Annotated in this window: 28 protein-coding genes, 1 tRNA gene and 1 other RNA gene; 10 read left to right on the top strand and 20 right to left on the bottom strand. The window is 66.0% G+C overall.

Annotated elements, in window-relative coordinates:
* Window positions 1-4: 4 nt before the first annotated feature.
* Window positions 5-101: signal recognition particle sRNA small type (gene ffs / locus EV649_RS29705), an RNA gene on the bottom strand.
* Between the two features lie 115 nt (window positions 102-216).
* Between ffs and EV649_RS29700 the strand changes: the two genes are divergently transcribed.
* The gene (locus EV649_RS29700) at window positions 217-1,032 is read left to right on the top strand and encodes a TIGR03620 family F420-dependent LLM class oxidoreductase (RefSeq protein ID WP_130386903.1); all 816 of its coding nucleotides are present in this window, start codon (window positions 217-219) and stop codon (window positions 1,030-1,032) included.
* On the opposite strand, the gene EV649_RS29695 is transcribed toward EV649_RS29700, so the two are convergent.
* Window positions 1,021-1,533 (bottom strand): GNAT family N-acetyltransferase, encoded by a 513-nt coding sequence (locus EV649_RS29695; protein WP_130386902.1) that lies wholly within the window; start codon window positions 1,531-1,533, stop codon window positions 1,021-1,023. The two genes, EV649_RS29700 and EV649_RS29695, sit on opposite strands and share 12 nt — an antisense overlap.
* Window positions 1,534-1,603: 70 nt before the next feature.
* Here EV649_RS29695 and EV649_RS29690 point away from each other — a divergent pair.
* Window positions 1,604-1,691: transfer RNA gene (locus EV649_RS29690), tRNA-Ser, on the top strand.
* Window positions 1,692-1,826: 135 nt separating this feature from the next.
* On the opposite strand, the gene EV649_RS29685 is transcribed toward EV649_RS29690, so the two are convergent.
* The 11 genes from EV649_RS29685 to EV649_RS29635 form a co-directional block, all read right to left on the bottom strand.
* Window positions 1,827-3,122 (bottom strand): site-specific integrase, encoded by a 1,296-nt coding sequence (locus tag EV649_RS29685; protein ID WP_130386901.1) that lies wholly within the window; start codon window positions 3,120-3,122, stop codon window positions 1,827-1,829.
* Window positions 3,123-3,135: 13 nt separating this feature from the next.
* Window positions 3,136-3,363: a helix-turn-helix domain-containing protein gene (locus tag EV649_RS29680; protein ID WP_241998803.1), complete on the bottom strand. Its 228-nt coding sequence runs from the start codon at window positions 3,361-3,363 to the stop codon at window positions 3,136-3,138.
* Between the two features lie 38 nt (window positions 3,364-3,401).
* Complete coding sequence (locus EV649_RS29675) at window positions 3,402-4,724, bottom strand: DUF3631 domain-containing protein (protein WP_130386899.1); 1,323 nt, start codon at window positions 4,722-4,724, stop codon at window positions 3,402-3,404.
* Window positions 4,721-5,602: a bifunctional DNA primase/polymerase gene (locus tag EV649_RS29670; RefSeq protein WP_130386898.1), complete on the bottom strand. Its 882-nt coding sequence runs from the start codon at window positions 5,600-5,602 to the stop codon at window positions 4,721-4,723. The genes EV649_RS29675 and EV649_RS29670 overlap by 4 nt, the downstream gene beginning before the upstream one ends.
* The gene (locus EV649_RS29665) at window positions 5,599-5,841 is read right to left on the bottom strand and encodes a hypothetical protein (protein ID WP_130386897.1); all 243 of its coding nucleotides are present in this window, start codon (window positions 5,839-5,841) and stop codon (window positions 5,599-5,601) included. The genes EV649_RS29670 and EV649_RS29665 overlap by 4 nt, the downstream gene beginning before the upstream one ends.
* 24 nt (window positions 5,842-5,865) lie before the next feature.
* Window positions 5,866-6,297 (bottom strand): RRQRL motif-containing zinc-binding protein, encoded by a 432-nt coding sequence (locus EV649_RS29660; RefSeq protein WP_130386896.1) that lies wholly within the window; start codon window positions 6,295-6,297, stop codon window positions 5,866-5,868.
* Entirely contained in the window at window positions 6,297-6,632 is a 336-nt protein-coding gene (locus EV649_RS29655; RefSeq protein ID WP_130386895.1) for a hypothetical protein, read from the bottom strand. Before EV649_RS29655 ends, EV649_RS29660 begins: the two co-directional genes overlap by 1 nt.
* Before the next feature lie 183 nt (window positions 6,633-6,815).
* A complete protein-coding gene (locus EV649_RS29650) occupies window positions 6,816-9,029 on the bottom strand; it encodes a cell division protein FtsK (RefSeq protein ID WP_241998801.1) in 2,214 nt (737 codons plus the stop codon).
* 1 nt (window position 9,030) lies between these two features.
* Complete coding sequence (locus EV649_RS29645; RefSeq protein ID WP_130386894.1) at window positions 9,031-9,891, bottom strand: ABC transporter permease; 861 nt, start codon at window positions 9,889-9,891, stop codon at window positions 9,031-9,033.
* Complete coding sequence (locus tag EV649_RS29640; protein WP_130386893.1) at window positions 9,888-10,112, bottom strand: hypothetical protein; 225 nt, start codon at window positions 10,110-10,112, stop codon at window positions 9,888-9,890. Before EV649_RS29640 ends, EV649_RS29645 begins: the two co-directional genes overlap by 4 nt.
* A complete protein-coding gene (locus tag EV649_RS29635) occupies window positions 10,109-10,357 on the bottom strand; it encodes a DUF6284 family protein (protein ID WP_130386892.1) in 249 nt (82 codons plus the stop codon). Before EV649_RS29635 ends, EV649_RS29640 begins: the two co-directional genes overlap by 4 nt.
* Before the next feature lie 197 nt (window positions 10,358-10,554).
* On the opposite strand from EV649_RS29635, the gene EV649_RS29630 reads away from it, so the two are divergent.
* From EV649_RS29630 to EV649_RS41285, 5 genes are all read left to right on the top strand, one after another.
* Window positions 10,555-11,409, top strand: a complete 855-nt coding sequence (locus EV649_RS29630; RefSeq protein ID WP_130386891.1) for a winged helix-turn-helix domain-containing protein — start codon at window positions 10,555-10,557, stop codon at window positions 11,407-11,409.
* Window positions 11,406-12,083: an HAD-IA family hydrolase gene (locus EV649_RS29625; RefSeq protein WP_130386890.1), complete on the top strand. Its 678-nt coding sequence runs from the start codon at window positions 11,406-11,408 to the stop codon at window positions 12,081-12,083. Before EV649_RS29630 ends, EV649_RS29625 begins: the two co-directional genes overlap by 4 nt.
* A 127-nt stretch (window positions 12,084-12,210) precedes the next feature.
* The gene (locus EV649_RS29620) at window positions 12,211-12,696 is read left to right on the top strand and encodes a TIR domain-containing protein (protein WP_130386889.1); all 486 of its coding nucleotides are present in this window, start codon (window positions 12,211-12,213) and stop codon (window positions 12,694-12,696) included.
* A 28-nt stretch (window positions 12,697-12,724) separates the two neighbouring features.
* Complete coding sequence (locus tag EV649_RS41290; protein ID WP_198682760.1) at window positions 12,725-13,126, top strand: HIT domain-containing protein; 402 nt, start codon at window positions 12,725-12,727, stop codon at window positions 13,124-13,126.
* Complete coding sequence (locus EV649_RS41285) at window positions 13,119-13,613, top strand: hypothetical protein (RefSeq protein WP_198682759.1); 495 nt, start codon at window positions 13,119-13,121, stop codon at window positions 13,611-13,613. The genes EV649_RS41290 and EV649_RS41285 overlap by 8 nt, the downstream gene beginning before the upstream one ends.
* Before the next feature lie 70 nt (window positions 13,614-13,683).
* On the opposite strand, the gene EV649_RS29610 is transcribed toward EV649_RS41285, so the two are convergent.
* The 7 genes from EV649_RS29610 to EV649_RS29580 form a co-directional block, all read right to left on the bottom strand.
* On the bottom strand, window positions 13,684-14,121 hold the full coding sequence (locus EV649_RS29610; RefSeq protein WP_130386888.1) for a TMEM14 family protein: 438 nt from the start codon (window positions 14,119-14,121) through the stop codon (window positions 13,684-13,686).
* 15 nt (window positions 14,122-14,136) lie between these two features.
* Window positions 14,137-15,081, bottom strand: a complete 945-nt coding sequence (locus tag EV649_RS29605) for a TIR domain-containing protein (protein WP_130386887.1) — start codon at window positions 15,079-15,081, stop codon at window positions 14,137-14,139.
* A gap of 470 nt (window positions 15,082-15,551) precedes the next feature.
* Complete coding sequence (locus EV649_RS29600; protein WP_130386886.1) at window positions 15,552-16,121, bottom strand: hypothetical protein; 570 nt, start codon at window positions 16,119-16,121, stop codon at window positions 15,552-15,554.
* Between the two features lie 21 nt (window positions 16,122-16,142).
* A complete protein-coding gene (locus tag EV649_RS29595; protein WP_130386885.1) occupies window positions 16,143-16,580 on the bottom strand; it encodes a hypothetical protein in 438 nt (145 codons plus the stop codon).
* 105 nt (window positions 16,581-16,685) lie between these two features.
* On the bottom strand, window positions 16,686-17,552 hold the full coding sequence (locus EV649_RS29590; protein WP_130386884.1) for a class I SAM-dependent methyltransferase: 867 nt from the start codon (window positions 17,550-17,552) through the stop codon (window positions 16,686-16,688).
* Between the two features lie 66 nt (window positions 17,553-17,618).
* Window positions 17,619-18,278 carry a response regulator transcription factor gene (locus EV649_RS29585; RefSeq protein WP_130386883.1) on the bottom strand — a complete coding sequence of 220 codons (660 nt, stop codon included), beginning with the start codon at window positions 18,276-18,278 and terminating at the stop codon, window positions 17,619-17,621.
* Window positions 18,275-19,063, bottom strand: a complete 789-nt coding sequence (locus EV649_RS29580; RefSeq protein ID WP_130386882.1) for a histidine kinase — start codon at window positions 19,061-19,063, stop codon at window positions 18,275-18,277. Before EV649_RS29580 ends, EV649_RS29585 begins: the two co-directional genes overlap by 4 nt.
* 141 nt (window positions 19,064-19,204) lie before the next feature.
* Here EV649_RS29580 and EV649_RS29575 point away from each other — a divergent pair, with 141 nt between their 5' ends.
* From EV649_RS29575 to EV649_RS29565, 3 genes are read left to right on the top strand one after another with little or no spacing between them, the layout of a single operon-like run.
* Window positions 19,205-19,906: an ABC transporter ATP-binding protein gene (locus tag EV649_RS29575; protein ID WP_130386881.1), complete on the top strand. Its 702-nt coding sequence runs from the start codon at window positions 19,205-19,207 to the stop codon at window positions 19,904-19,906.
* Window positions 19,903-22,218, top strand: coding sequence for an ABC transporter permease (locus EV649_RS29570; RefSeq protein WP_130386880.1), 2,316 nt, complete (start codon window positions 19,903-19,905; stop codon window positions 22,216-22,218). The genes EV649_RS29575 and EV649_RS29570 overlap by 4 nt, the downstream gene beginning before the upstream one ends.
* Window positions 22,219-22,260: 42 nt before the next feature.
* Window positions 22,261-23,010 carry a class I SAM-dependent methyltransferase gene (locus EV649_RS29565; RefSeq protein WP_130386879.1) on the top strand — a complete coding sequence of 250 codons (750 nt, stop codon included), beginning with the start codon at window positions 22,261-22,263 and terminating at the stop codon, window positions 23,008-23,010.
* The last annotated feature ends 2 nt before the right edge of the window (window positions 23,011-23,012 follow it).

Below are 23,012 nucleotides of genomic sequence, written 5' to 3'. Positions count from 1 at the left end.
TAGACATGAGGATTCCCCGCGCACCCGGAAGAGCTCACTTACCCTTGCTGCCTTCCGGCCCTGGGGGGATTGGGCGAGATACCGCCACGCGGGGAACCAGCCACGAGTGTACGGGATCCCAACACCGCGTCCGAAATCCACCCGGCAGATTCGCCGGCCTCTGAGCTGTGAGCGAACAGGGGTGCGCGGCCCCGTCGCGAGGTTCAAGCTTGGTGGGTGACGGATCATCAATTCGGCCCCTTCGGCATCACCACCGGGCTCGACAGCAGTGCGGAGTCCATTGCGGCGGCGCGGGCGGCCGAGGAGCTCGGGTACCCGGCGATCTGGCTGTCCGGCGGGCCGCTGCCCGGGCTGCAGACCATCACCGATCTGGTGGGCGCGACGACGGCGATCAAGTTCGTCAGCGGGATCCTGGCGGTGGTGAAGTACAGCGCGGTCGACGTGAGTACGACGTACGCCGCGTTGGAGGCATCTGCCCCGGGACGGTTCACGGTCGGGCTGGGTGGGGCGCACGGCGCCAAGCCGATTGCCACGCTCAACGCGTACCTGGACGAGCTGGACGTACCTGTGGAGCACCGGGTGCTCGCGGCGCTCGGTCCGCGGATGCTGAAGCTCGCTGCGGACCGATCCGCCGGCGCGTACCCGTTCCTGACCAGTGCGTCGTACTCCGCCGAGGCGCGGAAGGTCCTGGGACCAGACAAGCTCCTTGCCGTCAGCCACCTCGTCGTACTGGAGACAGACGCGGACCGGGCTCGGGCGATCGCACGGGACACCATCAGCTTCTTCCCGCGCATCCCTGGGTACGCTGCCTCGCTGAAACGACAGGGGTTCAGTGAAAACGACCTGTCCTCGCTGCCTGACCACATGATCGATTCACTCGCCGCCTGGGGCAGTCCGGCGGACATCAAGGCCAAGCTGACCGAGCACTTGGACGCCGGTGCAGACCACGTGGCCGTCAACGTGATCACCGGAGTGACAGGACCCCAGCCGATCGAGCAGTGGCGGGCGCTAGCTCCCGCGCTACTCGGGTAGCGGCTTCTCGTACAGGCGGGCGCTCGACTCGAGCTTGTCGTAGCGGTACGGGCGTACCTCACCAGTCGCCTCGAACCCCTGCCGCTGCCAGAAACCGGTAGCGACCTGTGCGTTCGTGTCCACCACAGCCAGCCGCATCGTCCGGATCTCAGGCCACGTGGTCTCGACGTACCGCTGGACAAGCTCGTACGTCGTTCTGCCGTAGCCGCGACCCTGGTGACCCGAGTGCACCTCGAGCAGACCGATGAACGCGGTGCGCTCGTTCGGGAAGCCCCTGAGCAGGTCGACGACCGCAACGAGCTGCTGCCCAGCGAACGCCCCCAACACAACCTTCGCGTCCTCAGCCAGCCCCTCCGGCCGCATCATCAACAGACTCTGCGCATCCGACTCCCCCGGCGGATACCCCGTGATCCGCTCCGTATACCCCGGATCCGACTCAATCAACTCCTGCAGCCCACCCACGTCCCCCACGCCGATCGCCCGCAACAGCAAGTCACCCATGTCCCCGACCCTAAGGTCCGAGGACGCCCCGATTTCGGATTCCCGCGCGCCCTCGGTATTCTCTCGCCTTGGAGGATTCGCCTAGAGGCCTAGGGCGCACGCTTGGAAAGCGTGTTGGGGGCAACCCCTCACGAGTTCGAATCTCGTATCCTCCGCCAGTCTCCAGGATTGAAGAAACCGCAGGTCAAGGCGCGGTTTCGGACTCCGGAGGCACGAACGACAGAGGGGCCGGACGCTGAGCGTCCGGCCCCTCTTCATGTCCCAGGGTCTCAACGAGGGTCTCAACAGCCCTCTCAGGCAGGCACGAGAACCCCACCGGCTGCCTCGTCCGGGTCGTCGTCCTCCCCCGCCTCGGTGGCCGCCCAGAGCAGGCCGCCGACGCGTTCGGCAATGTCCATCCGGACCGGCGCGGTGACGTGCTGGTACCGCTTGACCATCGATGACGAGGACCAGCCCATCACGTCCATGACCGCCCGCTCGGGTACACCGAGCAACAGCAGGACCGTTGCGGCCGTGTGCCGGGCATCGTGCAGTCGGCCGTCACGAATCCCAGCAGCAGCCAGAATCGCTTTCCACTCCCGGTAGTCCATGTTCGGGCTGAGTGCTTCTCCGGTTCGCTTGGCGAACACCCACCCTTCGTCCTTCCAGAGCTGCCGGGCACGGGACCTTTCGGCGGCCTGCTCTCTCCAGTGCGCCTGCAAAACCTTCGTCAGTTCCTTCGGTAGACCTATCGTCCGGCGACCGGCCCGCGATTTCGTCGGCGCGGCGTCCGGACGAGCTTTCTGACGCTTCGGACAGAATCCGGGCTTCCGGCCGCACGGATCGTCTTCGCACCCATGCTTGTACTTCGGCCGGTTCAGGCTTCGCCGTACCCGTAGCACTCCGGTCTTCATATCGACGTCCGACCACTTCAGTCCTAGCGCCTCGCCCTGACGCAATCCGAGCGCCAAGGCGATTGCCCATCGCGCACTGTTTCGGCGCTTGTTCGCCTCGACCAAGATCGCCTTGATCTCATCGACGGTGTACGGATCGATCTCGTCCTCTTCTTCCAAGTCCAGCCGGGGCGGAATCGCCAACTCAGCGGGGTTATCCGCCGTCATTGCACCTCGCTTCTCGGCTTCACCCAGCGCCCTCCGAATGGTCCGGTGTGCCTGATGAGCTGTACCGGCCGACGATCCGTTCTCCTGCATCTTCGTGTAGAAGCGCTCCAGGTGCTCAGGCAGCAACTTGTTCAACTTGTGCGCTCCGAGACCGGGAATGAGGTGCACCCGCACGGCGACCTCATATGCGTCGTATGCGCCGTCTCGCAGGGTTGGCCGGGCGATCGTCAGCCAGTGCGTAAGCCATTCCGCAACCGTCCACTTCTTCGGCCCGGTCCGGCGTACCTTGCCGCTGTCGCGCTGCTTCTCCAGCTCCTTGACGCGTGCCACCACGTCTTCCTTGCGCCTGCGCTTCACGTGTGCCCGGTCAGGCTTCCCGTCGTCCTTTACGCCCATGGTCACGCGGCCGTGCCAGTAACCATCCGAGCCGAGATAGATCGACGACCGGCCGTCAGGGTTCTTGTGACGCTTCGCTTTCTCTTCACTCACTGGGGATTCCTTCCTAGGCGGCCTGTCGGCTGTCGCGGGCAGCGGCCCGGAGACGATCGATGTACTCGGTGATGCACTCCGCTGGGATTCGCCGCAGGCGACCGAGCGGGATCGATTCGAGGTCGCCCGACTTCAGCAGGGCGAACACAGTTGTCCGGCCGATGCCGAGCTGTTGCGCGGCCTGCTCCACGGTCAGCAACAACGGCGCAGTGGTGGTGATCGAGTCCTCAGCGATGCTCATCGGGAAGAGATCTCCTTCAGTCAGTCGGTCGCGTTCGCTCATGCGCAGTCCGTGCGGTTGTTGTCGTCGGCAAGGTCTGGAACGGCTCTGAGGGCCCAAGCCGTCCCAGCCGTCCCAGGCGTCCCTTCGCTGGTCAGGTGCGGGACGGCTTGGGTGGGTGGGACGGCTTGAGCCGTCCCAGGGGTGGAAGCCGTCCCCGGCGCGACCTGCATTGGGACGGCTGGGACGGCTGGGACGGCTTGTGCCGTACCCGTGTCGTCGGTGGTGGTTTCGGGTTCGGGGCAGTAGCGGTTCCATGCGTCGGTGAAGGCGCTGCGGTGGTAGCCCTTGGCCTGTCCGGTGGGGAACCGGATGTTGCCGCTGCGGATCTCAAAGTCACGGAGCAGCATGCCGAGCTTCATCGGTGACAGCCCGCCCGATCCGAGCGTCGCCCAGGGTGCCTCTTCGTCGGCCAGGAGCCGTTGCAGCAGGTCGGCAGTAGGTAGCGCGTCGGCGTCGCGGAACGCGCTGCGGCAGTCGGCCAGCAGCCGCACCGATAGCGGCAGCTCGGCGGAGTCCTCCTGATCAGCGAGTAGCGTCAGCGCGGCCTGCCGTGCGTCGGCGGGCCAGTGGTCTCCGGCCAGGTCGGCGACCGCGATGAGGGGTTCCCAGGTGTCGGCGGCGCGGTCTTCCAGCGGCATCGTGGGCATGGCGTCGGTCAGCTCGTCCAGGTGCGCGGTGAGCCATTCGTGCAGCCGGTTACGGACTACCGCCAGGGCCGGGGCGTCACGGCGTACGCGGTAGGGCTGGACGGTTTCACCGGCTGCGCGGCGTCGCATCCGGATGACGGCGGCGCGGTCCTCGATGGTGTCGGGCATCGCGCCGATCCCTGCCAGGGCGGCCATTGCGAACGTCTCGTGGCTCTCCACGCGGTCGCGTCCGGCGTTGTATCGCTTGGTTGGGCGGCCCCGCTGGTGACCGGCGTTGAGCAGTCCGCGCAGGTCTTCGTTGTCGCCTGCCTTCGGGCCAAAGATCGTGTCGGCCTCATCGATCAGCAGCGTCGGCGGGTCGGACGGGGTGAGCCCGATCGACCGGTAAACCGCTGATGGGCTGGCGTTCGCGGTCATCATCGGCTGGTGACACATTGCCTCTACCATGTCCAGCAGGCGCGACTTCCCGCACCGTCGCTGCGGTGCCCGGATAACCAGCCGTGCCGCGCAGTTCCACGCCGGTACCGCGTGGGTAGCGGCGATCCACAGCACGACGGCGATCAGCGCGGCCGGGCTGGGAAGGATGACGTAGCGGGTGATGGTGGCGGCAACGTCGTTCAGCAGTTCGGCACCGTCGATCCGCTCGGGTGCGGTGTCGTTCGGGGTGGTCATGCGGCGATCCCTTCGTCATGGAAGCCACCGGAGATCGCGGCTCGAATGTCGCGGGCGGTCTGTTCGACTTGCTGCCCCACGTCGGTTAGTGCGGCGATCGCGTCGGCGTGGGTGATCGCACCGGCCGCGACCATCCGCGCAACGCCGCGAGCGGCGCCGTAGAGCGTCGTTCGTCGCTTGCCCTCGGGTGCGTTGCGTACGGCATTGAGCGTTGATGTGAGCAGGCTCTGCGGGTTCGAGATGCCCCCCGCTCGGGTTGTCCGGATCGGCCCGGCCGGGCGGGTGGTCGAATCGGCCGGCATAGGGGGCAGGCACGCGTCGATCAGCGGCGGGGGCATCTCGATCGGTTCGCCCATCCCGTCGCCCCACCGGTAGGGCTGGTGAGTGCGGTGGTGGATCGACGGCGGAAGTACGACGTACCCGCCGTCTGCCTTCACGTCGATCCCCGCTCGGTTCGGCATCGGGCGCGAGCCGATCTCGCGGCCAGGGTGGCGGTAGTACAGATGCACGCCACCGGAGCCAGTGCGAACCCACAGCGTGCGCGGCACCAGCTCGTGCGCCACCAGCTCCGCCAGACTCGCGCCTCCACCGTGCGCGGGGTCCACATCGACCACCACGAGCCCGGACACGGCACCGGTCCGGACGGCGAGCTGTCCGGCCGGAACGGCGGCCACGACGTGCGCGATTCGTTCGGGGTCGGTCGTGGCGGCGTAGAACCCGTGGCAGGTCAGGTGTCCGCAGGTCGCCGGGTCGTGCGCGTCACGAGGACAGTCGTTGCAGTTGGCGACGGGCCGCTTGGAGCGACCGAGCATGAACACCGGCCAGCCCCGTCCGGCCGCCTCCAGTGCGGCGGTCAGGATCGGCTCCGGGGCGGTCATTGCGCGCCCCACTGGTCACCCTTGCTGGCGTGCTTCCACTTCGCGTGTGAGGTGCAGCGGGTGTGGGTCTTGCCCTCGCTGTCGCGGAACTTGACCCACCAGCAGGGCCGGTACTGGGCTTTGCCGTTCACGACGACCTGATCGGTCCGGTAGCCCTTGTCTACAACGGTGCCGGTGGCACAGCCGGTGGTCAGGCAGAGCAAGACAGCCGCGACGGCGGCGGGAATGAGTCGCATCATCAGGGTTCCTTTGCTCGAGGTGGGTTAGGCGGCGTCAGCGCCGATTACGTGGTCGTACGCGTACATGCACGTGTCACAGAGCGGGTCGTGTGTCGGGACGCAGTAGGTGACGACGCGGCCGCACTTGCGGCAGGTCCGGCGTGCCTGCATCGCCTTGTCGAGCGCGTTGAGCTGTGCCGGTGACGGGGTGCGGGAGGGCTTGGCGAGGTCGAGCCTGTACAGCCAGGCCCACCGCTTGCCGCCTCGCCACACGAGCAGCGCGTACGGTTCCTGTCCGCCCGGAGACATGCGCATCGCCCGGAGCTGACGGCGAGTGGCCAGCCCTGCGGGTGCCCACCGGAACCTGAACACCGGGGTGCCGTAGTAGTCCCAGCCGAGAGCCTGTTTGCCGTTCCACAGCTCGACCCAGCACGACTTGGCCGGGTGGAGGCTGAGCCCTGCCAGCGCGGCGCACATCAGCGCTCGCCCTTGCTGGTCGAGTTGGTGCCCGCGCCTCGGGTGGCGCGGATGCGGTTGATGATGTGGCGTCCGAATCGGACCCGCAGGCCGGTTCCCTTGCAGCGCGGGCAGTGCCGGTACGCCTTGCCGAACGGCGACTTGAACTTGCCGACGCCCTTGCACTTGCGGCACTTGCCGAACGGCCAGACAGCGCAGGTGAGCAGGTACAACCCGGCGACGGCGGTCACGATGAGTGTCACCGTGGCGGCCTGTTCGGCGGTGTGGATGGTCGCGGCCAGCTCGCTACCGTGGGTAGCGGCGGTCAGGATGGGGGTAGCGGCGGGGTGAAGCACGGGAAGCCTCCAGGAGCCGGTTTTGGGCGTGCGGGACCGTGGCCGCGACCCGCTACCTGCGGAAATACGGCCTGGTCAGGTTGGAGATTGGGGGTAGCGGGACGGGTAGCGCGAGCGCTACCGGTAGCGGTCCGGCCGCTACCTCAGCCGTCCCACCACCCCAACGCGGTTGATAACTCTCTGTTAGCGGCTGGTCCCGTCACGGCGGCCCATGGCGGCCCGCACATCGACAGCGCGGCAGCCCTTGCGGACCACGCCGTCACGCTTCACGTCGCGGGAGTCCACGTGCAGAGCACGGGCTTGAGCGGAGATCGCCTCGGCCGTCGTGCCCTCGTACTGCTCGGGCATCTGCTCGGCCAGCCGCCCGGCGATCGCCTCCCAGTGCGCGGCCGTGTCGGCACCGAGAACGGTCAGCATGTCGGCCAGCACGTCGCGGGTGCTGCGCTCGATCTCCTCACCGGCCGCCTCACCTGTCAGGCTCCCGGCGTGCTCGCGGTGCTTGCGGGCGGCCTTCAGGATCTTCTCGGCGTCCTCGTGGTCGGCCAGGAACGTCCGCACCGTTGGGGTGTCGTTGGCCGCGCCGTACAGGAAGCCCACACCCTTGTACTCCGGGCCGACCGGCAGCGAAGACGCGTCGTAGCCCTCGGCGTAGGCGTCGCCACCGAGCACGGCCATGGACACGTCACGGTTGCCGCACTTGAGCGCGAACCGCACCGAGTGGTTGTCGCGGTAGCGATTGAACAGCCGCTGCACGTCACCCGCACCGATCCCGGACGGCTTCTGAGTGGAGTCCACCAGCCACACACCAGCACTCGGACCGGTGGCCTGAATCCGCGAGAGCTTCTGCGCGATCTTCTTATTGGCTTCCTGGTCCTCGGTCTCGAAGTAGATCTGGAACTCCTCCATGATCATCACCGTGACCCGCAGGTCCGGGTAGCGCGGGTCACGCGCCAGCTCCGGGGTGAGCTTGCCCTCCGGGCACTCCGAGACCGGCAGCGACTGAAGGATCGTGTTCACCTTGTCGATGTGCGCCAAGACCTCGTCCAGGGTCGCAATCAGGTGCTCGATCGGGTTGTCATCCAGCGGGTTCGGGTAGTCGCCCACGATGTAGCGGTGCGCCACGAGACGGAACGCCAGCCAGTCACTCGACTTCTTGCCGTCAGCAACGATCAACCTGACGTACGGGTCCAGCGCGCAGTACAACGCGATCAGCCGAGCCGAGAACGTCTTACCCATGCGCGGCTGAGCGCCGACCATGATCGAGGACCACGGCAGGTCCAGCAGCACCAGCGCGTCTCGCTCGTCCTTGCCGAACCGCATCGGCTTCCACACCGAACGCGGCTTGCAGTCCAGCATGTCGGTGCGCCCGGCCGGGATCGTCAGCGGGTCCACGTCGGCCACGAATAGCGTGTGCCGCCTGGTGCTGGTCTTGTTCGGGGTCAGGTAGACCTGGTTCACGTGCACGTCCAGGCCGGAAGCGATCTTCTCCCGTGCGTTCAGGACTTGCGACCACGTCCGGCCGTAGCCGAGATCGATCGTGACCTGCGTGCCGGTGTTGCGGGCGTCGCGGGACATGGTGGAACCGAACCGCACCTCGTCGCCGGGCTTGTCCGGCTTGCCGAGTCCGGCCGCGTAGTAGGCGCGCAGCACGATGTCGGAGTTGAGCTTGCGGTACCGGGGTGCGACTACGGCCGTTCCGACCAGCGACTTTCCGGCAGGGCGGCCGTAGTGCGCCAGCACCGCAGTCAGCCCGGCCAGCACAGCGGCTACAGCGGCCGCAGGAGCCATGTTTAGGCCCACCAGCGCACCAACGGTGACGGCGATGTTCTGGACGGCCAGAACGCCGCCACGCCACAGCCGCGTTGCCTTGAGCTGACGGTGGATCCGCTCCCACTCCTTCAGCGCGTTCTCGTCGGCCGCCTTCTGCTCCAGCGCGAACGAGTTCGGCACCCACCACCACCGCACCTGCGCCCCGATCAGCCGCGACAGACCACGACCGGCGAACCACAGAAACTTCGTTGCGTACCAGGGCGAACGGACCGCATGGAACGCCGTCACGTGCCCAGCCCGGCCGCCAGCTCGGCGCATCGTCGCGGGCAGCGCCTTCGGCCGCAAATGCACCGGAACGATCGGCAGCCGCTCCCCCGACTGCACCGGCACCGGCAGCGACGGCTTGTCCACCGGCACCAGCACGTTCCCCGTCGCCGGGTCGTCGGTGTCGCCGTCCAACGCGATTTCGTAGGCGGTGTCCATCCGCTCAACCTCGGCAGGCGACACCGGCACCGGCGCGCCGGCCAAATCCTCCGGCCCCTGCGCGTCGTCACGCCGGGCGCGGTGCGCGTCCAGGTCGATCGGGTCGGCCAGCTCGTTGTTCTGGCTGCTCATGGGTTCTGTCATGTCACTTCTCCCCGTTCTCGCGGGTGTGGATCAGGTGGGCCAGCGCGGCGCCCATGCCGAGCACGGCAACCGGCAGGCAGGCAACGGCAGTGGTGATCGGCCACGGCGCGGCCGTGACGCCAGCGGCCTCCAGCAGGTGATAGGCGACCTGACCCAGCGCGCCCAGCGCGAGCGCGGCCAGGGCGGACCGCTTAGCGAACCGGCGCGCACGGACCGGGACGCAGCCGGACAGCCACACCCGCAGCGCGAACGCGGCATAGGTCTCGACACCGATCGGAAGCGTGATCGCAGAGTTCAGGGTGAAGCCGTCCGCGATCCCCGGCAGTGGATGTACGACACCGAACCCGGTCAGCTCACCGAGCCCGACCCAGCCGGACCAGACCGCGACGAACGCGGGCAGCGCCAGCAGCAGCACCGGCCACGACCGAACCGGGCGCATCTCGTCCCCGGTCTCAGGAGCGGTGTCCGTGGTCGCTTCGGAAGCCGGGGAGATGCCCTCCGCGTTGGCAGCCGCGGGAACCGGCTCGACCGGCGCGGCGGCGTCGGCCGAAACCATGTCTGCAGGCGGCGTGACCTGCGGAGACTCCTCCGCAGCGCCGTCAGGGGTTGGGTCGGTGGCCGTGGTCTCCGTGGTGGTCTCATCCGGGTCCGGCACCGAGTGGAGCCGGGTCTCCGGGCGGTCCTCGGCACGCTCCTCGGTCAAGGCGATGTGCACGGCTTTGGCCTTGTCCTTGCCAACGCGTAGGTGCTTCATGAGCCGGTTCTGCGAGGGGATCTCGCCCAGCTCGGCGGCGAGACGGCGTCCGGCCGGGATCAAGTCCTCGACCGGGACCGGGTACGACGTGCGAAGCGGAGTACTCATCGCGTCTCGCCTCCCGTCAGGTGGCTAGCGACCCAGCCGCCCGCGTCGGGCAGGGAGTCGGCGGTGTGCAGGACGTGGTCGCCGTGCCAGACGATCCACGCTGTCCCCAGCGCCGTACGCGGCGAGACGACCTGCACGAGGTCGTAGCCCGCGAGCTTCCACCAGCCCAGATCGACCTGCATGAGATCCGGCAGGGGCATCTCGACAACCTGCGCGGTCATGCCACGCCCTCCGTCTCCGGGGCACGGACGGCCAGCTCCCGGCCCGCCTCCAGCACCCGACGCTCTGCGCGCCGAATCCGGCGCGTCTCCAGCTCCGACGCGTGCGGCCCGGCGTTGATGCACGCGATCTGTGCGTCCAACAGGTCCAGCTCGGCCGCGATCAGTGGCCATTCCGCCTCGATACCGGCCAGATCCGCAGCGGTTGGCTCCTCGCTGCTGACGGCCGACAGGTGGATGATGCTCATGGGTTGTGCTCCTCTTCAGATGACTAGTACGACCCAGGCGTCTCGGCGGGTGCCACCGCCGGGACGCCACCTGGCCAGTCGGCCTAGCCTGCCTAGCCAGATTTGGTGAGACAGAAAGCTACATAGGCTGGCTAGTCAGGTCAAGCATCTGGACGCGATTGCCCTAGCCTGCCTAGTCAGCTAGTAGGCTTGTTGATATGGAGCCACTGCTAGATCCGTCTGACCCGCGACCGCCGTTCAAGCAGGTCGCCAACGCTCTACGCGCGGCGATCCTCACGAAGAAGGTGAAGGCGGGAGAGAAGCTCCCGTCTCAGAACGAGCTGGCGACGCAGTACGGCGTTGCCCGGATGACAATCCAGCAAGCACTACGGATCTTGCGCGATGAGGGCCTGATCGTCTCTCGCGTCGGCAGCGGCGTGTACGTGCGCGAGCAGGCGGACCAGGCGGTCGGCCTGCGCCCGCACATTGAAAAGGCGTTCGAGCAGGACACCGTACGTATCGACTTCGCAGGCCTCACCGGCGAAACGCTCCTCGGTGCGCTTGAGGAACCAATCGACCGCATTAGGCGCGGGCGCTTGACTCCCCAGTCGATCAATATCCGCATGCTCTTGCCGGATCTCAGTCAGCCAATCGCCGTGCCGTCACGGGCTGGGAATAACCCAGGAGATGACTCCGGCGTCCGGGCTCGGGTGTCAGGGATTGCCCACCGGTCTGCGGGCGAGATCACACAGTCCATTCGCGAACTCGGAGAGATGGGACTCGTTCCCAAGGCTGATGTCGAAACCCGAGTAGTTGCAGGACTCCCGATGATGTTCAAGCTCTACGCGCTGAACGATGAAGAGATCTTCTTCGGCTTCTATCCGGTCAGGGAGCGGGAGGTGGAAATCGACGGAGAAACCGTCCCGATCTTCGACGCGGTCGGTAAAGACACGGTCCTTTTCCATCATTCGACCACCGACAACGATCAAGCAACAGGATCGCAGTACGTCGACCAGGCGCGGCGATGGTTCGAGAGCCTTTGGGGCACATTGGGGCAGGTTCGCGAACTGTGACCATCGATCCACTCGGGCAAATATTCTCGTCAGCGGAAGCGGTCCTTTTCGATTTCGACGGCCCAATCTGCTCCGTTTTCGACGGCTACCCTGCCCAGCTCATCGCGAGCGAGCTGCGCGAGTTGGCCGGCACGGTGCCACACGACCTTGACGAGGCTCTGCGGAAGGCAGCAGGTCCGCACGAATTGCTGTTCGCAGCCGCCGATGAACCGCAGCTCGCCGCGCTGCTTGAGAGGGCTCTACAGGACTCCGAGCTGAGAGCGGTGGAGACAGCCCTCCCGACTCCGGGTGCGGTGGAGTCCCTCGCAGCGTGCAAACGCACCGGGAAGCTGGTCGCAATCGTGAGCAACAACTACGCCCAGGCGGTCAATCGCTACCTCGCCCACACCGGCCTAGCCGACCTAGTCGCGCACGTCGAGGGCCGCGATCCCTCGGACCCAACGCTGATGAAGCCCAGCCCGCACCTGATCGAGAACGCTACGAAGGCGCTCGGTGTGCGTACGGCCGCCTGCGTCTTCATCGGCGACCAGGCGAGCGACATGGAAGCGGGCCGAACGGCCGGGGTCCACACAATCGGCTACGCCAACAAGCCTGGCAAGGCCGACGCACTCTCGACGGCAGGAGCTGATGTTGTCGTCGAGAGCATGAATGTGGTCGCGGTGGCCATTCGCTGAGGCGCCCCTGCTCGATATCCGGCCGCCATGGATTGGGTTCCGGATAGTGGTGCAGAGCGCTAGGCTCCTTCCACGCAGGGTGACGACGGGCGACCAGCCCGGCTCACTGCGCCAGGGAGGGGGCTTCGTGGCGAAGTCAGTGTTCTACAGCTTTCACTATGACCGAGATGCCTGGCGGGTCCAGCAGGTCATCAACATGGGCGCATTGGAGGGCCAGCCGATCTTGAGCGCCCAAGACTGGGAGAAGGTCAAGAGGCGAGGAGATCAGGCGATCAAAGATTGGATCGCTGACCAGATGAAGTACAAGAGCGCCGTGGTTGTCCTGGTCGGCGCTCAGACCGCGAACCGGCCATGGGTCAAGTACGAGATCGGTTACGCCTGGGACAACTACAAGCCGCTCGTCGGTGTCCGTATCCACGGATTGGCCGACGGGGCCGGGCACACGGACAGCGCGGGGGCGAACCCGTTCAGTCAGGTGATTTTGCAAGATGGGAACAACGTGGGCGACCATGTGCCGCTGTATTCCCCGAATGGTTCGAATAGCCAAGCGGTATATGCCAGCATCAAGGAAAACCTGACAACATGGGTTAACAATGCCGTCAAGCGATCCTGACTGTCCGTTCTGCGAAATCATCCAACGGGTGGACCCCGACGTACGCGAGGTGTACCGGGATGAGCATGTGGTCGCGTTCTTCCCGACGGAACCTGCCACCCTTGGACACACCTTGGTGGCATCCCGTGAGCACATCCCCGATATCTGGGGCTTGGACGAGGACCTCGCTGCATATATCGGGCGCGCCGTCGTACGGCTCGCCGGTGCGGTACAGCGGGCGGTCCAACCAGAGGGCTTGAACATCATTCAATCCAACGGGACGGCCGCCACGCAGACCGTGTTCCATTTCCACGTGCATCTTGTGCCGCGTTGGACGGAAGACGGTATTGGCCGCATCTGGCCGCCAGAGACCCACTTCACGGATGCGCAGAAGGACGACGCCTGGGAGCGACTCCGCGAACAGTGCAGGAGGCTCGTGTCCCATGCCTGATCTGGAAGAGCCGGGAAACGCTGCGTCCGATCCAGAGGACAGACGCAAGCACCTCGACTTCATCCAAGCCATCGTGACCCGAATGTCGGCGGCTTCGTCCGGCGCCAAAGGCTGGCTTCTTCCCGTTGTCGCGGCGACCTTTGGTTACGCAATAACCAAGCACGCCAACTCGGTTGCTCTGCTTGGCACTGGGGCCGTCGTACTGTTTGCCTTCCTTGACGCCAATTACCTTCGCCAAGAGAAGGCGTATCGGCGGCTATACAAGGCAGTGGCAACCGGAACCAACAGTGTCCAGGCGTTCACCCTGGATCCCTCCCATTCGTTGGCGTCTCCAGACGACCGGGCACCGGAAGGTTGGCCGGCTTGGATGCCGGAGTGGATTGATCGTCTCGTTCCAGGGCCGTCGGTGTGGGCTTCGTGGTCGATCGGGCCGTTCTATGGCGTGTTACTGGTGGCCGGAATCCTGCTGACATGTTTGGTTGGTTGAAGCCCGCCGCTGCTGCTTAGTTTCGAGGCGTTCGCCAACGGCCGCGCGGCTAGCTAGATCCACGCGACTGTCAGCCGCGCTCTAATCGCCGAGTCTCTCGACGTATCTTTCTCTCGACAGACTGTTGACGAAGATCTAGGTCCCGCAACAGTTTCCGATACTCGTCTTCCTGTCTCCCTGCTTCGCGCTCGACCTGGATCGCCCACATCTGCGCGAGGAATGCGCCAAATCCAAACAGCGCGCCTACAACAAGCGCCGCCCCAAGATTCGGGAGATTGCCCGGCAGGAAGAAGAACAAGATTCCGGTGGAGGCGACAACCAGGTGAAACCCGGCGAACAACCAGCCCAAGTGCTGTGAGCCGACGTAGCCTGCTAATCGCAGCGGGCCTACGACGACCGCCCACCAGTTGTACCGGTCACCCTCGGCCTCGGCGCGAGCTTCGTCGATCGCGTCGAGTTGATCACTTAGTTTGCGGAGCTTGTCATCCGACTCGTCAGCGTTAGCCATGACTGGGCACCGGCATCAACTCGTCGTACTCGACAAATTCGAGAAGTCCATTGCTTCGACACAATTTCTGGCGCATTGGGCGCATCGATCACCCGAGCCGACTGTGAGCATCTCGACCGCAACTAGGGTCGAGTACTCCATGTTGAAATCGTCCATGGCGTCGTCCTCGTAGACGACTTGGTTGTCCCAGCTCACTACGACGAGGTCATCTCCTTCCCCATCGGGATCGCTACGCTCTTCAGCCTTGAATCCAAGTGATCGAACCCCGCGCAAGGTGGCTAGGGTCTCAGCGGGGGTGACCTCCAACTCTCTGCGGATAAGGTCCAGGCTGTCATGAACATTTTCCGGCAATTCGGACTTGCACCCATAAACGAACAGTTGAGCGATGAGTCGTCTTTCAGCTTCGGACATCCGGCGAAGCGTATTCATAAAATTGGTGGCCACCGCGTACGCCTGGTCTTGCTCAGCCGGATCTTCGAGCTCCAGGGCCTTGAACAGCAGATCAGGTTTCGGCGGAAAATAGTTCTCGCGGGCTCGTGGTCCCAGTTTCTCGACAACCAGCGCGGCCACCTCATCCGGCGTCAGAGACGTTCCGCTTAGATATCCGACAGTCTCTCGTAGTCCGGGCACCTCGGCGTCATCGAATCGAACCGGCAGCACGTACTCTGCGTTCTCATTCATTGCCCGCGCCTGGGCGCTTCGTCGCTCGTGGGTCGTCCACACCTTCCGCGCATAGGCTTCCGAGACAAAGAGTATGCAGAACCGCGCTGCCTTGCGGTACACCCAATCGAGATGCTCGTAAAGGTCTTTCCCCCAAAGAGTCGCCTTTTCGTAGTCGTCATAAAAGACGCGGACACCTCGCTCGCGAAGAGATGCCGCGACATCCGCCACATAGTCGCGTTGTTCGCCCGCAAAAGATAGGCAAACGTCGTATATGGGTTGCCCCCCTGACTCACTCATCCACTGAGGGTATGGCTGCCCGCAGCAATGTGGAAGGCTCCGATCACCTGTACTGCTTGCACGATCTGGCGCGGAGAAGCACGTGTTTGACCCAGGGGTCAGCCGCCCACCTTCCGCCCCATGTGCAGCATTGCCCGGAACTCGATCCCCGGACGCAGTCCTCGATCTGCCGGACCGTCGCCGTCCACGCCGCACCCCAGCGCTTCGGCTCGCTGATGACCTCGTACACCGCGTCGACCTGGGGCGGGAAGGGTCTCAAAGTGGGTCTCATCCGCCCCCGTTCGGGACCGTTCACCAACGATCGCAGTTCGCGAGATCGGCGCTGCTGAAGGTTTCCCGGACCCGGCTGAACGTCGAGTGGCGGTCTTGGAAAGCGTGTTGGGGGCAACCCCTCACGAGTTCGAATCTCGTATCCTCCGCCAGTCTCTTTGGAGAGAGGAAGGGCCGGACGCTCAGCGTCCGGCCCTTCTTCATCTGCGGCTGGCCTGGCGGCGGCCGATGAGGGCGCCGGTGCCGCAGCCGACGGCCATCGCGCCGAGGAGCAGCAACCACCAGTAGCCGGTCAGGTAGCCGACGACCGTGACCACTGCGCCACCGGCCAGGGAGCCGGTGCTTCCCCACGTCTTGCGTGCCGAGAGTGGCGCACGTCCCGATGCCGTACCGGCGGCGTAGAACGCGGCTCCCGAGACAGCCAGCAGTCCGACGCCGACGAGGAGCCACCTCTCGTTGGCCGTCATGAGCGCGTAGACCAACGCCCCGAATCCGGCGACGAAAACGATGCCGAAGGGGGTTAGCTTCCAGCCGCCCATGATGTACAAGCCGCCCATCGCACCGATGAGCAGGGCCGCCCCGATCGGGACGAGCATTGCGATCAGCGCCACGGTCATCGTGTGTTCGTACGGGAAGATCTCGGCCGAGCCCAGCACGCCGGCCACCAACGGGAGCACGATGCCCGCGATGACGAGTCCTACAGCGATCCTGGTCCCGCGCTTCTCGAACTTCGCAAGGTCCTGCTTGCGCTGTGCCTTGTCCGATGTCATTCGAGCTCCTGGAACGAGGCCCTAGCCGCGGTAGGCGCCCCACGAGTGGATGGTCACGAGGCCGGATTTGGTGACCTTGTTGAAGCGGACCCGATAGGTGCCGCTGGCCACGGTCCCGAAGGACAAGGTGTCCACGGTCTTGTAGGTGGTGCAGGGGACGTCCTTCGTCTGTTTCGCATCGCCCCACACGCCGTTGACCAGCTTCTGCAGTCTCACGTCCCAGTAACCGCCTGCGGACAGCACGCCGTAGTCGCAGGAAGCGTAATAGGCGATCTTGATCACGCCGCCGTTCCCGCTGAAGGTGCGATAGGAAATGACGCTGTCCCGGAACTGATAGTTCGTTCCCTCAGCCAGGTACGTCGCCGCGTCACTCTTCTCTGCCTTCGAGATGACGCCCACGGACAGCACCGTCGCAAGGGACAGCACCGCCAAGGTGAGGATTCTCAGCTTCTTCTTCAATTGACTGTCTCTTCTCTGCGAGTCCGCCCGTTGACGCCGGTGATGCTATGAACCGGCCCTGTCGGGTCGCTGCCCGTACCTCACCCGTACACCGGGGGCAGCGTGCTATCGGACTGCAATTACTCGCATGGAGCCGCTGGTGACGCGGATTCGGCGGGTGCGTAGGCCGCGGAGGCGCTCGATGGGCGGGATCAGGCGGGAGACGGGGTCAAGGAGTTCACGCATGCGGGTGGCCACGAACGGGAGTGCGTAGTACTGGTAGGCGCTGTCGACGGCGCGCACGGAGAAACCAGCGCGGTCCAGGAGAGCTGCGATTGTGCGGGGGTCGTAGTAGCTGACGTGTTCGGGGATCTTGTAGGACACCCATCGTCGGCCGGACGCCCGCGACAGCAAGCTTCCGATGTTGGGCGTTACCAGGACGAGCAGACCGCCCGGCCGGAGCAGGCGGCCGGCTTGCTCGAGGAACGCGCCCGGTTCGGTGAGGTGCTCGATGAGGTGCGATCCGAAAATCACGTCGTACTGCTGTTCCTGGATCTCCGGCACCTCCTCCAGCAACCCGCAGAAGACCCGGTTCGGCAGCCGCTCCGACGCCCACTTGACCGCAGTCGGTGAGAGATCGATGCCGTAGGCGTCGTACCCGGCCTGCAGGGCGCACTGCAGGAAGTAGCCGTAACCGCAGCCCACCTCCAGCACCTTGCCGGACGGGACGAACTCGGCGATCCGGCGGAGGTCCTCCCGGAAGGTTGCGAGGTACTCCTGCTCCTGGCTCTCGTACTCCGAGTAGCCGGAACCCTCGCCGCCGAAGTACGAGTCCGTCTCGTACAGGGCGCGGAGGGTCTCCGGTGTCGGCGTGGGCTGGAGCTGAACGAGGCCGCACTCCAAACACTCGGCGATACCGTAATCGTCCTTGGTGAAGCGACGGCGGAAAGGTCCCCGCGCCGCACACAGAATGCATACTGTTTCGTCACTCATGGCGACCCGTCCCCCGTGTTTGAGAAGATGGCGAATCTAGTTGACCCGGAAGCCAATCAGCAAGGGTTAACGGTCTCCGGGGGTGACCAGGCCGGTTTCGTAGGCGAGGACTACGGCTTGGGAGCGGTCTCGGAGGGTTAGTTTGGCAAAGATTCGGGCCGCGTGGGTTTTGACGGTGGCTTCGCTGAGGGTGAGGGCCGTGGCGATCTCGGCGTTGGAGAGGCCTTGGCCCATCAGGGTGAGGACTTCCAGTTCGCGGGGCGTGAGGTTGGAGAGGTCGCGGTGGATGGCGGGTTGGGCGGCTGCGGGGGTGGCGAAGCGTTCGACCAGGCGGCGGGTGATGGAGGGGGACAGGAGGGCGTCGCCGGTGGTGACCAGGCGGACGGCTGCGGCCAGGTGTTCGGGCGTCACGTCCTTGAGGAGGAAGCCGCTGGCGCCGGCGGCCAGGGCGGCGTACACGTAGCTGTCCAGGTCGAAGGTCGTGAGGATCAGGACTCGGCAGTCGGTCGGGGTGGCCAGGATCCGGCGGGTGGCTTCCAGGCCGTCCATGGTGGGCATGCGGATGTCCATCAGGACGACGTCCGGGTGTAGGCGCCGTACGGCGTCGACTGCTTCGGCACCGTCTGCGGCCTCGCCGACGACCTCGATGCCGCGGGCGGTGAGGATCATTCGGAAGCCGGTGCGTACCAGGGCCTGGTCGTCCGCAATCACCACGCGCGTGGTCATGGGCGCTCCAGCGGGAGTTTGGCGCGGACGCGGAAGCCGCCACCGAGGCGCCGGCGGGCGTCGAGCTGGCCGCCGTACACAGCGACGCGTTGCTTGAGGCCGAGGAGACCCCGGCCCTCGCCGTCGGAGACCACTGAACGACCGCTACCAGTCAAGACGCTCGGGCCGGAGTTGAGGACCTCGACCCGCAAGGCGTGCGGCGCGTAGCGGACGGTCACCTCGGCCTTCACGCCGTCGCCGTGCTTGAGGGCGTTGGTGAGCGCCTCCTGGATGATGCGGTACGCCGTGACGTCCAAGCCGGTCGGAAGCGGGTACGGGTCTCCGGAGATCCGTACCTCGACAGGTAGACCGGCAAACGCGATGCGGTCGATGAGCTCGCTGAGACGAGTCAGACTCGGCTGTGGCGACAAGGCGTCGTCCTCGACCCCGTCCGCCTTCGGTGCGAGTACGCCGAGTAGGTGGCGCAGCTCGGCCATGGTGTCGCGGCCTGCGGCCTCTACGGCGAGTAGGGCCGCCTCAGCCTGCTCCGGCTCGGTCGCCAGCACCTGCCGGGCCGCACCGGTCTGGATGACCATGACACTGACGTTGTGGCTCACGATGTCGTGCAGGTCGTGCGCTATCCGCGCCCGCTCCGCGTCGACCGCGTTCCGCGCCGCTGTCTCCCGTTCGCGCTCCAGCAACCACCCGCGCTCCTCCAGCGCCCGCGTGTGGGCACGCCGCGCCCGCACGTACGCGAACGCGAGCAGACCAGCGGCCACGGCCGGCAACGCCACAAGGAACCACATCACGAGGTCCACTGTCCCAAGCCGATCCCCCAAGCGCATCATCCGCCAGGCGCACGCCGTACATCTCCAGGATGACAGCGCGCAGACATTACCCCGGCAGGGTGACGTCAGCGGTCGCCTGCCGGCCCTAGCGTGAGCAGCATGACGGACGACAACGGACAGGCAGTCGTACAGCTCACCGCCGTACGCAAGGAGTACGGCGAATCCGCCGCACTCGATGGAGTGTCGCTGGAGATCTACGCCGGTGAGGCGGTCGCGGTGATGGGACCGTCCGGCAGCGGCAAGTCGACCCTGCTCAGCATGGTCGCCGGGCTGGACCGACCGACGTCAGGGTCCGTCGTGGTGCACGGCGATGACCTGGGGAAGCTGGACGAGAAGGGGTTGGCGCTGTTCCGGCGGCGACGGATCGGGATGATCTTCCAATTCTTCAACCTGCTGGACGACCTGTCCGCGCTTGACAACGTCGCACTGGCCGCACAGCTCACTGGTACGTCGGCCGCGCATGCACGGAAGCGTGCGCTCGAGCTGTTCGAGGAGTTGGGCATAGCTGGTCGCCGCAACACCTACCCCTCGCAGCTGAGTGGTGGTGAGCGGCAACGAGTCGCGGTCGCCCGTGCGCTCATGAACCGCCCGGCCATTCTCCTCGCTGACGAACCGACAGGTGCTCTCGACACTCGTGCCGGCGAGCAGGTGATGGACCTGCTCCTGGACCTCAACCAGATCGGCCAGACGCTCCTACTGGTGACACACGACCAGCAACTCGCGACACGCTGCGCCAACAGGGTCATCGACTTCGTCGACGGGCAGATCGCCGGCGAACGCAGCCTGGAGCGTACGGCGTGAGCGCCGTCTGGCCTGTAGCGCGAGCAGCCGTACGTCGGCGTCGCGTGCAGACCGTGGTGATCGGCGTGGTCGTACTGCTCTCCACCACAATGATCGTCGTCGCGCTAGGCCTGCTGGCTGCTTCGAGCGGTCCGTTCGACCGCGCGTACGCGAAGCAGAGCGGTTCGCAGCTGACTGCGTCGTACGACCGTAGCAAGGTGACCGACGCGCAGCTGACTGAGGCAGCGCGGAGTGCGGCGGCTGTCAGCGGGCCGTTCCCGCAGGCCACGCTCGACCTCGCTCAGCCCCAGATGATGGGGTCACTGGTCACAGTGGGGCGTGCGGACCCAGGTGGCGCCGTCGACCGGCTCAACGTCTGGAAGGGCCGCTGGGCGACCAAGCCCGGCGAGATCGTGCTCAACCGGAACCCGACCGAGTCCAGCGGCCGCGGTACGCCGCAGCTGAACGGGACAGTGGCTGCTGGCGGTCAGACGCTCACCATCGTCGGATTCGCGTACAGCGTGAGTCAGTCGGCGGATGCGTGGGTCACGCCGGAGCAGCTGAACGCACTGCATCCGACGTCGACGCAGATGCTCTACCGCTTCACCCACGCCGCCACGAACGCCGAAGTCACGGCTGGGCAGAAGGCTGTGACGGCTGGTCTGCCGAGCAACGCGCTCATCGGCACGCAGTCGTACCTGGCCCTGCGTGCGATGGTTGCGGGCGAACCCAACACGTTTGTGCCGTTCCTGATGGTGTTCGGGTGGCTGGGGCTCGCTGTCGCCGTACTGATCGTGGCGAATGTCGTGAGCGGTGCAGTGGTCGCAGGGTTCAAGCACATCGGTGTGCTGAAGTCACTGGGGTTCACGCCAACACAGGTGATGACGGTGTACCTCGGGATGGTTTCGATCCCTGCTGTCGTCGGGTGCGCCGGCGGCGTTGTCCTAGGCAACGTACTCGCCACATCCCTACTGACAAGGGCTTTCGAGAACTACGGTGCCGGCGGGACCAGCGTCCCGATCTGGGTCGACGTAGCCACGCTGCTCGGCGTACCGGCGCTCGTTGCACTCTCCGCGTTGCTACCGGCGTTGCGGGCCCGGAGCCTGTCGGCAGCACAGGCGATCAGTGCTGGGAGCGCACCGCGCGCTGGCAGGGGTCTACGGGTGCAGCGGGTGCTGAGCGGCACCCGGATGCCCCGGTCGGTCAGTCTGGGGCTGGGGCTGCCGTTCGCTCGTCCTGGCCGTACGGCGTTGACACTGGCGGCTGTGGTGCTCGGCGTCACCAGCGTGACGTTGGCCGTGGGGCTGGGGAAGTCGCTGACGACGTACCAGACAGCAGCTAGTCGAGCGGGCGCTGTCGACCTGTCGATCTTCGCTGGTCCGAACGGCTCCGGGCCGGAGGGACCAGGTGCGCCACCTGGTGCGAAGCTGACCGACGCTGAGGACGAGGCCGTACTGCGTTCTGCGCCTGGCGTCACGTCGGTGGCGGCGATGGCGGACCTGGAGATGCGGCTGGCTGGTACGCAGACGGACCTCCGCGTGGCGTTCTACCGCGGGGACTTCGACCAGGTCGGCTTCCGGATGCTCGCCGGGCGCTGGTTCGACGGTCCGGGACAGGTGGTGGTGTCGGAACGCTTCCTGAAGCAACGCGGTCTGGCCCTCGGCGACACGATCACGCTGCAGTCGAAGGGCAAGAGCGTACGGGCGCAGATCGTCGGGAAGGCGATGTACAACTCCGGCGACGAGGTGCTGTCCAACTGGGCGACTCTCGCGCTGATCGCACCTGACCTGCGAGCGAACATGTACGAGGTCAACGTGAAGCCCGGGACGGACCTGGACGCGGTGATCAAAGCCGTGCAGGCGAAGGACTCCGGGTTGCAGGAGACGGAGGGTCAGGACGCCGGCACGTTCGTGGCCGTCGTACTCGCGACCGTAGTACTGCTCACGCTGATGCTGGGGACCGTTGCGGCGCTAGGTGTGTTCAACACCGTCGTACTCAACACCCGCGAACGCCGCCGCGACCTGGGCATGCTCAAGTCGATCGGCATGACGCCCGCACAGGTCACCCTGATGGTCGTGACGTCGATGATCGCTCTAGGAGCAGTTGGCGGCCTCCTAGGCATCCCGGTCGGCATCATCGCCCACCGCCTGGTCGTCCCCGCCATGGCCAACGGAGCCCAGATAGAGCTCCCGGACTTCATGCTCGACGTCTACCCCGCCGGCCTGCTCGCTCTCCTGGTCCTCGCCGGCATCCTCATCTCCGCCGCCGGCGCCTACTTCCCCGCCCGCACAGCCGCCCGAACCACCATCGCCCAAGTCCTCCACAACGAGTGAAATGCGCTTGCTCGACAGCAGCTGATCGGGCTGACTGTGTGGATGGACGAGGTGGTGGCGGGTAACCGGGTCGTGTGGGAGCGGGCTTCTACGAAGCATGTTCGGGAGTATGACGAGCTGCTCGAGGAGGCTCGTGGGGAAGGCAGCTTGTTCGCTCGGGAGCGGGAGTTGTTGGCGCCGGTGCTGGAGGAGGGGCCGGTGGTGGTGCACTTCCAGAGTGGGCATGGGCTGGATGACGTAGCGCTGGTGAAAGCCGGGGCGAAGAGCGTTGTGGGTGTGGACTACAGCTCCGTGGCGGCCGGCGCGGCGCAGCGGAGGGCGACTGAGCTTGGCATGGCGTGTCGGTACGTCGTCGCAGAGGTTCCCGGCGTACCGGTGCGGGACGCGTCCGTCGACCTCGTGTACACGGGCAAGGGCGCACTGATCTGGATGCGCGACATCGACGCGTGGGCACGCGACGCGGCGCGCCTGCTCCGGCCGGGTGGACACCTCTTCGTGTACGAGGCCCACCCGGCCGTACCACTCTGGACCTGGGACGAGGACGAGCCGCAGATCCGGCCGGACCGGAGCTACTTCGCCGAGTCGCATATCAACGACACGTTCCCGGGCAACGGCGCCCAGGAGTGGCAGTGGACGCTCGGCCAGATCGTCACCGCGATCACCAAAGCCGGCCTACGGCTCCAGGTCCTCGAGGAGTACGCCGAACCGTTCTGGCGCCCCCAGGACGACACGAACGCCGCCGCTTGGTCTGGCCGCCTGCCGAACTCGTACGCGCTCCTGGCTCAACGATGAGC

Origin of the sequence: Kribbella sp. VKM Ac-2569, from assembly GCF_004216905.1 — a bacterium.
Classification (GTDB): domain Bacteria; phylum Actinomycetota; class Actinomycetes; order Propionibacteriales; family Kribbellaceae; genus Kribbella.
The sequence above is the reverse complement of the archived record's forward strand: the minus strand, read 5'-3'. Positions and strand labels throughout refer to the sequence as shown.

Bases quoted from the DNA above. Each gene is read 5' to 3' on its own strand.
- EV649_RS29605 (WP_130386887.1), bottom strand. From the start codon at position 15,081: ATGAGTGAGTCAGGGGGGCAACCCATATACGACGTTTGCCTATCTTTT.
- EV649_RS29565 (WP_130386879.1), top strand. From the start codon at position 22,261: ATGGACGAGGTGGTGGCGGGTAACCGGGTCGTGTGGGAGCGGGCTTCT.
- EV649_RS29665 (WP_130386897.1), bottom strand. From the start codon at position 5,841: ATGATGCGACTCATTCCCGCCGCCGTCGCGGCTGTCTTGCTCTGCCTG.
- EV649_RS29645 (WP_130386894.1), bottom strand. From the start codon at position 9,891: ATGAGTACTCCGCTTCGCACGTCGTACCCGGTCCCGGTCGAGGACTTG.
- EV649_RS29640 (WP_130386893.1), bottom strand. From the start codon at position 10,112: ATGACCGCGCAGGTTGTCGAGATGCCCCTGCCGGATCTCATGCAGGTC.
- EV649_RS29590 (WP_130386884.1), bottom strand. From the start codon at position 17,552: ATGAGTGACGAAACAGTATGCATTCTGTGTGCGGCGCGGGGACCTTTC.
- EV649_RS29695 (WP_130386902.1), bottom strand. From the start codon at position 1,533: ATGGGTGACTTGCTGTTGCGGGCGATCGGCGTGGGGGACGTGGGTGGG.
- EV649_RS29635 (WP_130386892.1), bottom strand. From the start codon at position 10,357: ATGAGCATCATCCACCTGTCGGCCGTCAGCAGCGAGGAGCCAACCGCT.
- EV649_RS29580 (WP_130386882.1), bottom strand. From the start codon at position 19,063: ATGTGGTTCCTTGTGGCGTTGCCGGCCGTGGCCGCTGGTCTGCTCGCG.
- EV649_RS29600 (WP_130386886.1), bottom strand. From the start codon at position 16,121: ATGACATCGGACAAGGCACAGCGCAAGCAGGACCTTGCGAAGTTCGAG.
- EV649_RS29680 (WP_241998803.1), bottom strand. From the start codon at position 3,363: ATGAGCATCGCTGAGGACTCGATCACCACCACTGCGCCGTTGTTGCTG.
- EV649_RS29675 (WP_130386899.1), bottom strand. From the start codon at position 4,724: ATGACCACCCCGAACGACACCGCACCCGAGCGGATCGACGGTGCCGAA.
- EV649_RS41285 (WP_198682759.1), top strand. From the start codon at position 13,119: ATGCCTGATCTGGAAGAGCCGGGAAACGCTGCGTCCGATCCAGAGGAC.
- EV649_RS29585 (WP_130386883.1), bottom strand. From the start codon at position 18,278: ATGACCACGCGCGTGGTGATTGCGGACGACCAGGCCCTGGTACGCACC.
- EV649_RS29575 (WP_130386881.1), top strand. From the start codon at position 19,205: ATGACGGACGACAACGGACAGGCAGTCGTACAGCTCACCGCCGTACGC.
- EV649_RS29650 (WP_241998801.1), bottom strand. From the start codon at position 9,029: ATGACAGAACCCATGAGCAGCCAGAACAACGAGCTGGCCGACCCGATC.
- EV649_RS29670 (WP_130386898.1), bottom strand. From the start codon at position 5,602: ATGACCGCCCCGGAGCCGATCCTGACCGCCGCACTGGAGGCGGCCGGA.
- EV649_RS29630 (WP_130386891.1), top strand. From the start codon at position 10,555: ATGGAGCCACTGCTAGATCCGTCTGACCCGCGACCGCCGTTCAAGCAG.
- EV649_RS29660 (WP_130386896.1), bottom strand. From the start codon at position 6,297: ATGTGCGCCGCGCTGGCAGGGCTCAGCCTCCACCCGGCCAAGTCGTGC.
- EV649_RS29610 (WP_130386888.1), bottom strand. From the start codon at position 14,121: ATGGCTAACGCTGACGAGTCGGATGACAAGCTCCGCAAACTAAGTGAT.